Origin of the sequence: Nocardia cyriacigeorgica NBRC 100375, from assembly GCF_000308555.1 — a bacterium.
Classification (GTDB): domain Bacteria; phylum Actinomycetota; class Actinomycetes; order Mycobacteriales; family Mycobacteriaceae; genus Nocardia; species Nocardia cyriacigeorgica.
Genome location: NZ_BAFY01000149.1, coordinates 1 through 10020, shown reverse-complemented (window position 1 = coordinate 10020; position 10020 = coordinate 1). Strand labels below are relative to the sequence as shown.

Here is a 10020-nt window from a genome sequence, read left to right as displayed (position 1 = left end):
TGGATGCGGCGCGGATGAACGTCACCGGGTTGCAGAACCAGCGCGACGCCTATCAGGCCTGGGATCAGCAGCGGCGGGCCGAAGAAGCGGCGGTGCTGGCAGCGGCGGCGGCCGCGGCGGCGCGTGCGGCCGCCGATCAGGCCGCCAGGGACCGCGCGGCCCAGCTCGGTGCCGGTAAACGTCCGCACACCCAGCTCGAGGACTCACCGCGCACGACCAAACCGACCCCGAGATCGGACAGAGACGACGACTCGGAGTCCGGATCGGAATCCGAATCCGAGTCCGACAGTTCCGGATCCGAGGACGGTGACGTCCCCTCGGTCACCGGCAGCGAGGCGATCGAGATCGTCGTGGACCGGGCCATGTCCCAGCTCGGGGTCACCTATGCCTGGGGCGGCGGCGACGAGGACGGCCCCACCCTCGGCATCCGCGACGGCGGCGTCGCCGACAGCCACGGCGACTACAACAAGGTCGGATTCGACTGTTCCGGGCTGATGATCTACGCCTTCGCCGGCATCGGCGTCTCGCTACCGCACTACAGCGGTTACCAGTACAACGCGGGCACCCGCGTACCCGTCGATGAACGCGAACGCGGTGACATGCTGTTCTGGGGCCCCAATGGCAGTCAGCACGTCGCGCTGTATCTCGGCGACGGGAAGATGATCGAAGCGCCACAGTCCGGCGACGTGGTCAAGGTTTCCCCGGTGCGGGAATCGGGCATCATGCCCTACGCGGTCCGCATCGTCACCTCCTGATCGGGCGCGAGTCCACGTACGGTGGACGGCGTAACGTCGCCCGGAGCGCGGATTCCGGCGCCGAATCCCGGCATATCGGGTCCGGTTGCGGCGAATGCGGTCATTACCTGGAATAGTTGTGGCAACACGCACAAGACCAAGGCGAAAGCGGGGATGTTGGTGACTTCGACGGACGGTGTGAGCGGGGCAAGTTTGGCGAAGAAGGCGCCTGCACCCGGGTCGAACACCCTCGAGCGTGATGTCCAGACCCTCGAGAAGGCGATCTACGAGGTCAAGCGGGTCATCGTCGGACAGGACCGGCTCGTCGAGCGGCTGCTCGTCGGCGTGCTCGCCCGCGGCCACGTACTGCTCGAAGGTGTTCCCGGTATCGCGAAGACCCTGGCTGTCGAGACCTTCGCCAAGGTCGTCGGCGGATCGTTCTCCCGCGTCCAGTTCACCCCCGACCTGGTGCCCACCGACCTCATCGGTACCCGCATCTACCGGCAGGGCCGCGAGGAATTCGACACCGAGCTCGGCCCGGTCGTGGCGAACTTCGTGCTCGCCGACGAGATCAACCGCGCGCCCGCCAAGGTGCAGTCGGCGCTGCTCGAGGTGATGGCCGAACGGCACGTCTCGATCGGCGGCAAGACCTACCCGATGCCCGATCCGTTCCTGGTCATGGCGACGCAGAACCCGATCGAGAGCGAAGGCGTGTACCCGCTGCCCGAGGCGCAGCGCGACCGCTTCCTGTTCAAGGTCGTCGTCGACTATCCGTCGGTCGAGGAAGAGCGCGAGATCATCTACCGGATGGGTGTCAGCGCGCCGGAGGCCAAGCAGATCCTGGAGCCGGCCGAACTCATCAGGTTGCAGCAGCTGGCCGCCAACACCTTCGTCCACCACGCGCTGGTCGACTACGTGGTCCGGGTGATCGCCGCGACCCGCACGCCCGCCGAATTCGGGATGAACGACGTCGCGGGATGGATCTCCTACGGCGCCTCGCCGCGCGCCAGCCTCGGCATCATCGCCGCGGCGCGTGCGGTCGCGCTGATCCGTGGTCGCGACTACGTGGTGCCGCAGGACGTCGTCGAGGTGATCCCGGACGTGCTGCGCCACCGGCTGGTGCTGTCCTACGACGCCCTCGCCGACGAGATCAGCCCCGAGGACGTCATCAAGCGGGTACTGCAGACCGTCGGCCTGCCGCAGGTCGCGCCGCAGGCCGTGGGCCAGGGCGGCCCCGCCGCCCCCGCGCCGGCGCCCGCCAACGGCGCCCATCCCGGTAGCCCCGCGCCGCAGCAGCCGCAGCCCGCGCAGCAGCCGCCGGTGCCGCAGCAGGCGGGCCAGGTGCCGCAGGCCGCCGGCAACAGCCCGTCGAAGTGACCTCGACGCCGGAGCCGGTCGACCGAGTACCGATGTCATCGCACGCACCACCGTCGTTCCGATCGGGCGAGCTGACCGACCCGAAACTGTCGGCAGCCCTGAAAACCCTCGAGCTCACCGTGCGCCGCCGCCTCGACGGCGTCCTGCACGGTGACCACCTCGGTCTGATTCCGGGGCCCGGCTCCGAGCCGGGGGAGGCCCGCGCCTACCAGCCGGGTGACGATGTGCGCCAGATGGATTGGTCGGTGACCGCGCGCACCACTCATCCGCATGTGCGGCAGATGATCGCCGACCGCGAGTTGGAGACCTGGATGGTCCTCGACCTGTCGGCCAGTCTGGATTTCGGCACCGCGGCCTGCCAGAAGCGCGATCTCGCCATCGCCGCTGCCGCTGCCATCACCCATCTGACCAGCGGCGGTGGTAATCGCATCGGCGCCGTGGTCGCCACCGGTGAGCACCTCAGCCGGATTCCGGCGCGCAGCGGCCGGGTGCACGCGCAGTCGCTGCTGCGCGGTATCGCGACGACCCCGCACGCCCGCGACGGTGTGCGCGGCGACCTGCGCGGCGCCATCGAATCGTTGCGCCGCCCGCAGCGCAAACGCGGGCTGGCGGTGATCATCAGCGATTTCCTCGGCGACATCGACTGGCAGCGTTCGCTTCGCGCCATCTCCGCCCGCCACGACCTGCTCGCCGTGCAGGTGCTCGATCCGCGCGATATGTCGCTGCCGGACATGGGCGATGTGGTGTTGCACGATCCGGAGACCGGGCGCACCCGCGAGTTCAGCGTCACCCCCGCGCTGCGCGCCGACTACGCGGCCGCGGCCCTGCGGCACCGTCAGCAGGTGGAGCAGGCGTTGCGCAGCTGCGGCGCGCCGGTGCTCACCCTGCAGACCGACCGGGACTGGATCGCCGACGTGGTCCGGTTCGTATCCACCCGGCGCCACAGCCTCGGCGCCCCGACCGGGCGGGTGCCACGTCAGTGAGTATTTCGAACTTCACCGCGCAGATCTGGCTGGGTTTTCTCGCCGTCGTCGCGCTCATCGCCCTCGGCTATGTCCTGGTGCAGCGGCGCAAGCATCGCCACATGTTGCGATTCAGCAATATGGAGCAGCTGGAGAAGGTCGCGCCCTCGCGGCCGAGCCCGCTGCGGCATGTGCCGGTGGCGTTGATCCTGGTCGGCTTGGTCTTTCTGACCATCGCCGCGGCCGGACCCACCAAGGCGCAGAAGGAACCGCGTAACCGGGCCACGGTCGTGCTGGTCATGGATGTGTCGCTGTCGATGGAGGCGACCGACGTCGAACCGAACCGGCTCGAGGTGGCGCAGAAGGCGGCCAAGAAGTTCGCCGAGGGCCTGACTCCAGGCATCAACCTCGGCCTGGTGGCCTTCTCCGGTACCGCCTCGGTGCTGGTGTCGCCGACGACCAACCGCGAAGCGGTCAAGGCCGCGATCGACAACATCAAGCTCAGTGAGCGCACCGCGACCGGTGAGGGCATTTTCGCGGCGTTGCAGTCGATCGAGACGCTGGCCTCGGTGCTCGGCGGCGCCGAAACGCCGCCGCCGGCGCGCATCGTGCTGATGTCGGACGGTAAGCAGACCGTGCCCGACGATCAGGACGTCGACAACCCGCGCCATGCCTTCACCGCGGCCCGGCTGGCCAAGTCCAAGAACATCCCGGTGTCGACCATTTCCTTCGGCACCGAATGGGGTGTGGTCGAGATTCCGGACGAGGACGGCGGGCGTCCGCAGCGCGTTCCGGTACCGGTCGACGACGATTCGCTGCGCGAAATCGCCAAATTGTCCGGCGGGGATTTCTATACGGCGTCCAGTCTGGCCGAACTGACCGCCGTCTACGACACGCTCGAAGAGCAGATCGGCTTCGAGATGACGATGGGCGACGCCAGCAGACCATGGCTGCTGTTCGGGCTGGTGTTCATCTCCGCCGGTGTGGTCACCGGGTTGGTGACGCGGCAGCGGCTGCCGTAATCGCAGGCTGTGCCGGGGACCGCGCGGTTCCCGGCACACCGCTGCAGCGGTAGCCGCTGGTGGTTTCCCATGCGAAATGCGGTCGTCCTCGGCGATCGTTCGCGCCCGTTCCGGCATTGCGTTTGGTGGGTTTCCACGGCCGGTCGGCGCGCATTCTGTGAAACGCGACAGTGGTCTGTGCGATCGAACCATGACACCCGTACGCGCCGGTTCACGAGCACAATTGTGATCGACTCCGCCGATCCGGACGTGTTTTTCGGTGGCAGGAACCATCGGCTAGATTGTCCGCATGTCGAACTCTGTCGAGGACAGTCGTAAGTCGGAATCGCAGAATGCGGAGCGGGCCTCCCGGTCGGTGCTGGTGACCGGTGGTAACCGCGGCATCGGTCTCGCGGTCGCGCAGCGGCTCCTCGCCGATGGACACAAGGTCGCCGTCACCCACCGCGGCTCGGGCGTGCCGGACGGGCTGTTCGGGGTGAAATGCGATGTGACCGATAGTGAATCGGTCGATCGGGCATTCTCCGAGGTGGAGGCCCATCAGGGTCCGGTCGAGGTGCTGGTGGCCAACGCCGGTATCACCGACGACACGCTGCTGATGCGGATGACGGAGGAGCAGTTCACCCGCGTCATCGACGCCAACCTCACCGGCGCGTTCCGCTGTGCCAAGCGCGCCAACCGCGCCATGCTGCGCGCGCGCTGGGGCCGGATGATCTTCCTCGGCTCGGTCGTCGGCCTCGGTGGCGGTCCCGGCCAGATCAACTACGCCTCCTCCAAAGCCGGTGTCATCGGCCTGGCCCGCTCGGTCACCCGTGAGCTGGGTTCGCGCAACATCACCGCCAACGTGGTTGCGCCCGGATTCATCGAAACCGACATGACCGCCGAGCTGCCGGAGGAGATGCGCGAGACCGCCAAGAAGTTCATCCCGTTGCAGCGTCTCGGCGCGCCCGAGGAAGTCGCCGCGGTGATCAGCTTCCTGGCCTCCGAGGACTCTCGCTACGTCTCCGGCGCCGTGATCCCCGTCGACGGCGGCATGGGCATGGGGCACTGACCTACCGCTCGCCCACCGAGAAATCGAAAGCCGCGCTAACGAAATACGGCGCCCAGCCGACAGCCCTCGCGGACCGCGGCCCACATCCACACTGCAGGGAGAACCCAGAACTCATGAGCGGACTGCTCGACGGTAAGACCATCCTGGTCACCGGCATCATCACCGACGCCTCCATCGCGTTCCACGCGGCGGCCATCGCCCAGGAGCAGGGCGCGAAGGTGATCATCACCGGTATCCCGGAGCGCCTGCGCCTGATCGACCGGATCGCCAAGCGCCTGCCCAAGGAAGTGCCGCCGGCGATCGGCCTCGACGTCACCAACGAAGAGGACCTGGCCGCCCTGGCCGGCAAGATCGGTGAGCTGGCCCCGGAGGGTCTCGACGGGGTGCTGCACTCCATCGCGTTCGCCCCGCGCACGCTGATGGGCCCGGAAGCCAAGCCGTTCCTCGAAGGCCCCGGCCCGGACGCGGCCAAGGCCTTCGAGATCTCCGCGTGGAGCTACGCCTCGCTGGCGCGGGCGGTGCTGCCGGTCATGAACGAGGGCGGCTCCATCGTCGGCATGGACTTCGATCCGCGCACCGCGATGCCGTACTACAACTGGATGGGCGTGGCGAAGGCGGCGCTGGAGTCGGTGAACCGCTACGTCGCGCGTGAGGTCGGTGAGGCCAAGAAGGTGCGTTCGAACCTGATCGCCGCCGGTCCGATCAAGACTCTGGCTGCCAAGGCCATCGCGGGTACCGCCACCGACGATGCCGCCAAGCTCAACCAGCTCAACACCTACTGGGATGGTGCCTCGCCGATCGGCTGGGATGTCGACGACCCGACCGTGGTCGGCAAGTCCGTGGTCGCACTGCTCTCGGATTGGCTGCCCGGCACCACCGGCTCGATCATCTACGTCGACGGCGGCGCGAGCCACAACACCTGGTTCCCGGAGAACATGCCGGTCAACTGACCCCCGTTCACGCACGACAGAGGAGACACAGTGGGCCGCTCGGCCGATGCGTTGCTACTGCTGTCGTTCGGTGGCCCCGAACGCCCCGAGGACGTGATGCCGTTCCTGGAGAACGTCACTCGGGGCCGTGGGGTGCCGCGGGAACGTCTCGCCGAAGTGGCCGAGCACTATCTGCACTTCGGCGGGGTGTCGCCGATCAACGAGCTCAACCGCCGCATCATCGCCGCTGTGGAAGCCGAATTGCGTTCGGCGGGTAGCGATTTGCCGGTCTATTTCGGCAACCGCAACTGGCACCCGATGGCCGAGGACACCCTCGCCCGGATGGCCGCGGACGGTGTGCGTTCGGCATTGGTTTTCCCCACCTCGGCCTGGGGCGGATACTCGGGCTGCTTGCAGTACCAGGAAGACATCGTCCGCGCCCGCACCGCGGTCGGCGATGACGCGCCGGAGCTGATCAAGCTGCGTCAGTACTTCGACCACCCGCTGCTGATCGACTCCTTCGCCGACGCGATTCGTGGTGCGGTCCAGCAGATTCCGGCCGACCGCCGTGACCGGATCCGGTTGGTGTTCACCGCGCATTCGATCCCGGTCTCGGCCGACCGCACCGCGGGCCCGCCCGCCGACGGCGGCGCTCTGTACAGCCGTCAGGTCGCCGACGCCGCTCGATTGTGCGCGGCGGCAACGGGATTCGCCGACTACGACGTGGTGTGGCAGTCGCGGTCGGGTCCGCCGCAGGTGCCGTGGCTCGAGCCCGACATCGTCGACCACCTGGAGGACCTGTCCGGTAAGGGCGTGGACGCGGTGGTGGTCTGCCCGGTCGGCTTCGTCTCCGACCATCTCGAGGTGATCTGGGATCTGGACAACGAGGCCGCGCAGAAGGCCGCGGAGCTCGGCATGGCCTTCGCCCGCGCGGGCACGCCGGGCGCCGATCCGCGGTTCGCGAAGCTGGTCGTCGAGCTGATCGGCGAACAGCTCGACGATGCGCCGCCGCGCCGCCTCGGGTCCGTGCCCGGCTATGGATGCACCGTCAACGGCGCGCCCTGCGTCGTCGATTGCTGCAGGCCGCCCGCGCGTCCGGTCCGCTGACGACGCATTCCCGCGCTTGGCGATTCCACCATCAGGCACCCGGCGTGCTCGGTCGGCCGCTGCCTGTCTCGGCCTGCGCGGACGCGGCCGGAGCCGACGAGGCGTCCAGGCCCAGATGGGTGGGCAGGCAGCGGACACAGCTACAGCGGGTGGATCCCCGACCGCGCCGGCCGGCACGAATCCCTGATCAGCTTCCGCGCGCCGACGCGTGCACAGCGACCAGCCGCGCGGCCCGGATGGCATCCCACAGCGGCCGCAGCAGCGACTCGTGCTCGATGACGGCGCTGGCGGAGGTGGGGGAGGACGCCGGTTCACGCTGAGCCACGGTGAGGATGGCCGCGACGTGGTCGGCGCTGTCGAGGATGCGGCGTGCGCGCAGCGGGATCGACTCCGGGTAGTCGTGGCGGGAGTAGTCGGCCAGTTCGGCTTCGATCAGCTCGCGCGGATCGGCGTCACCGGAACCGAGGCCGGTCGTGTGCAGGCGCATGAGCGCGTCGGCGGCATCGCGGACCGCCTCGCGCATGGCGAATTCGGCTTCGCCCAGCGACATGTCGATGCCGGTGGTGGCCGGGATCGGCGCGCTGTAGACGGTCCACTGCAGGGTGTCCTCGCCCTCCCACTGCGGGATCAGGCCGGTGCCCTCCGCGCCGGGTACACCGATGAGGATCCCCTCACCGGCCTCGATGGCGTCTGCGGCGAACGCGGTCCCGACCGGCAGCCCACGGACGTCACCGGGCACCGGAAGCACCAGCCGCAGATGCGCGCCCGGCTCGGCGAGTGCTTCCCGAATCACCTTGAGCAGCGGCATGACTCCGGTGCCCGTGGTGCCGCGCGAGGACCACGGTAGGTCGGTACGCGCGCCGCTGAACGGATCCCCGGCGGCGATGGTGTGCCGCGGAGCCCACGCGTGTAGCGCTTCCAGTACGTCGTCGGGCGCACTGGAACCGGCCAGCCAGGAGCCGGCCCACACCGTCAGCGTGGCACTCGGGGAGCACATAATCTTCGAGCATAAAGGTTCGCCACGACGTGTGGACATCGGTGCGCCCGCGAGGCGCGGATCAGGTGTTGCAACCCTGCGACGGATCACCGGAAGCCGACGGCGGCAGCTGGATCAGGCAGATGATCAGGTCCAGCAGCGCCGGCGCCAGATCGGCCGAACCGGTCGCGACGGGGTGGCGGTGCTCGGTAATGGGGGCGGCGCTCGCGGCCGGCGCGGCCCACGCGGGCAGAGTCAGGGCGGCGGCTACCAGAAGCGCCGATAGCGGTTTCACGGACATCTTCACCTCCGGATCAGACCGGCCGGGCTATCCGGCCGGCACGGCTCGCGACCGCAGCGGCGGTCGGCGAGCTTCTCGAACGCCGGACGCTACTCGGGTTCGGTGACGAAGTCGATGAGCCGCTCGACCGCGCCGATCAGTGGCGCCTCCAGATCCCGGAACGAATCGACGGCGTTGTAGACCCGGCGCCACCCTTCCTGCGGTGTGCCCCAGCCGAGGCGGCGGCATACGCCGGTCTTCCAGTCCTCCCCGCGCGGCACCTGCGGCCATTCCCGGATTCCGACCGCGGCCGGCCGCACCGCCTGCCAGACGTCGATGAACGGGTGCCCGGTGACCAGCACATGGGGGCCGAGGCCGGTGGTGAGCTGGGTTTCCTTCGATCCGGTGACCAGATGGTCGACCAGTACCCCGACCCGCCGGCCGGGGCCTGGGCCGAATTCGGCGAGCCGCGCCGCCAGGTTGTCCAGTCCCTCGAGATGCTCGACCACCACGCCCTCGACCCGCAGATCGTGGCCCCACACCCGTTCGACCAGCGCCGCGTCGTGCACGCCTTCGACCCAGATCCGGCTCGCCGCGGCCACCCGGGCACGCAGTCCTTCGACCCGGGTGGAGCCCGAGGCGGAGCGGGTCTCGCGCTTGGGCGCGGTGGGAGCGGGCCGCACCAGCGTCACCGGTTGCCCGTCGATCAGGAACGCGGCCTCACGCATGGCGAACAGGCGCACCGCGCCACGGGCGTCCTCGAGTTTGACGAACTCGCCGTCGTAGCTGCGATCGAATCCGACGACGGCGCCGCAGAATCCACTCGCCGCGTCCTCCACCACGAGGTCACGTTCGGCGTCCACCCGCGGGACCGTGCGCTTGCGGGCGCGGGTGTGGCCGGAAAAGATGTCACCGCCGTACATGTCACGCGAACTCACCTGCCCGAAGCTACTGCACCGGAAACGGTTCGACGGTGCGGCGCACCGGGGCTCCGCCGTGGCGGGCGGCACAGCGTGTGTGCCGGGTGCGTGCGGACGAACGGGGATGATCTTGCGCTGTAGGGCACCGGAATCGGCTCCGGCCACTACAGTGGAGACGTGGCCGCAGTTATCTGGCTGGTCGTGGGCATCCTGCTCGTGGCGGCCGAGATGTTCGTCGGTGAGTTGACCTTGCTGATGCTCGGTGGTGGGGCTTTGATCACCGCCGGGATCAGTTTCGCCGCCGACACCAGTGTCGTGGCCGACGCGATCATCTTCGCGGTCGTGTCCGTCGCGCTGATGCTCGGTGTGCGCCCGATGTTGTTGCGGCGCTTCGCGACTCCGCCGCCGACGCTCACCAACGTCGATGCGCTGCCGGGTAAGACGGCACTGGTGATCGATGACGTCGGGGCGCACAGCGGCCGGGTGAAACTCGGCGGTGAGGAGTGGACGGCGCGGCCGTTCGATCCGGCCGAGGAGTATCCGAAGGGAACCACGGTGTACGTGATGAAGATCGACGGCGCGACCGCCGTCGTCTGGAAAGGGCCGTAATGGCTGTATTGATCGTGGCCGCCGTCCTCGTGCTGCTGGTCGTGGTGGTGGTGTTC

Annotated in this window: 11 protein-coding genes; 8 read left to right on the top strand and 3 right to left on the bottom strand. The window is 68.8% G+C overall.

The features are described from left to right. The 7 genes from RJ05_RS14525 to RJ05_RS14495 all read left to right on the top strand — a co-directional run. On the top strand, positions 1-755 hold a 755-nt coding region (locus RJ05_RS14525), incomplete at its 5' end, for an NlpC/P60 family protein (RefSeq protein WP_036537739.1). A gap of 153 nt (positions 756-908) precedes the next feature. After that, positions 909-2111 carry a chaperone MoxR1 gene (moxR1, locus tag RJ05_RS14520; protein WP_036537735.1) on the top strand — a complete coding sequence of 401 codons (1203 nt, stop codon included), beginning with the start codon at positions 909-911 and terminating at the stop codon, positions 2109-2111. A 32-nt stretch (positions 2112-2143) separates the two neighbouring features. Then, positions 2144-3094 carry a DUF58 domain-containing protein gene (locus RJ05_RS14515; protein ID WP_036537738.1) on the top strand — a complete coding sequence of 317 codons (951 nt, stop codon included), beginning with the start codon at positions 2144-2146 and terminating at the stop codon, positions 3092-3094. Then, positions 3091-4095 carry a VWA domain-containing protein gene (locus RJ05_RS14510; RefSeq protein ID WP_036537734.1) on the top strand — a complete coding sequence of 335 codons (1005 nt, stop codon included), beginning with the start codon at positions 3091-3093 and terminating at the stop codon, positions 4093-4095. The genes RJ05_RS14515 and RJ05_RS14510 overlap by 4 nt, the downstream gene beginning before the upstream one ends. 289 nt (positions 4096-4384) lie before the next feature. Beyond that, positions 4385-5143, top strand: coding sequence for a 3-oxoacyl-ACP reductase FabG1 (gene fabG1, locus RJ05_RS14505; RefSeq protein ID WP_051016579.1), 759 nt, complete (start codon positions 4385-4387; stop codon positions 5141-5143). 113 nt (positions 5144-5256) lie between these two features. Further along, positions 5257-6093 carry an NADH-dependent enoyl-ACP reductase InhA gene (gene inhA, locus RJ05_RS14500; RefSeq protein WP_036537733.1) on the top strand — a complete coding sequence of 279 codons (837 nt, stop codon included), beginning with the start codon at positions 5257-5259 and terminating at the stop codon, positions 6091-6093. A 30-nt stretch (positions 6094-6123) separates the two neighbouring features. Further along, the gene (locus RJ05_RS14495; RefSeq protein ID WP_036537732.1) at positions 6124-7179 is read left to right on the top strand and encodes a ferrochelatase; all 1056 of its coding nucleotides are present in this window, start codon (positions 6124-6126) and stop codon (positions 7177-7179) included. A 187-nt stretch (positions 7180-7366) separates the two neighbouring features. Here the strand turns inward: RJ05_RS14495 and RJ05_RS14490 are convergent, their stop codons facing one another. The 3 genes from RJ05_RS14490 to RJ05_RS14480 form a co-directional block, all read right to left on the bottom strand. Continuing rightward, on the bottom strand, positions 7367-8176 hold the full coding sequence (locus RJ05_RS14490; RefSeq protein ID WP_036537731.1) for an Rv1486c family protein: 810 nt from the start codon (positions 8174-8176) through the stop codon (positions 7367-7369). Positions 8177-8237: 61 nt separating this feature from the next. Next, positions 8238-8456, bottom strand: coding sequence for a hypothetical protein (locus RJ05_RS14485; RefSeq protein ID WP_138445547.1), 219 nt, complete (start codon positions 8454-8456; stop codon positions 8238-8240). 89 nt (positions 8457-8545) lie between these two features. Further along, on the bottom strand, positions 8546-9358 hold the full coding sequence (locus RJ05_RS14480) for a DUF3097 domain-containing protein (RefSeq protein WP_036537736.1): 813 nt from the start codon (positions 9356-9358) through the stop codon (positions 8546-8548). Positions 9359-9532: 174 nt separating this feature from the next. Here RJ05_RS14480 and RJ05_RS14475 point away from each other — a divergent pair, with 174 nt between their 5' ends. After that, positions 9533-9964 (top strand): NfeD family protein, encoded by a 432-nt coding sequence (locus RJ05_RS14475; protein ID WP_036537729.1) that lies wholly within the window; start codon positions 9533-9535, stop codon positions 9962-9964. Positions 9965-10020: the final 56 nt, after the last annotated feature.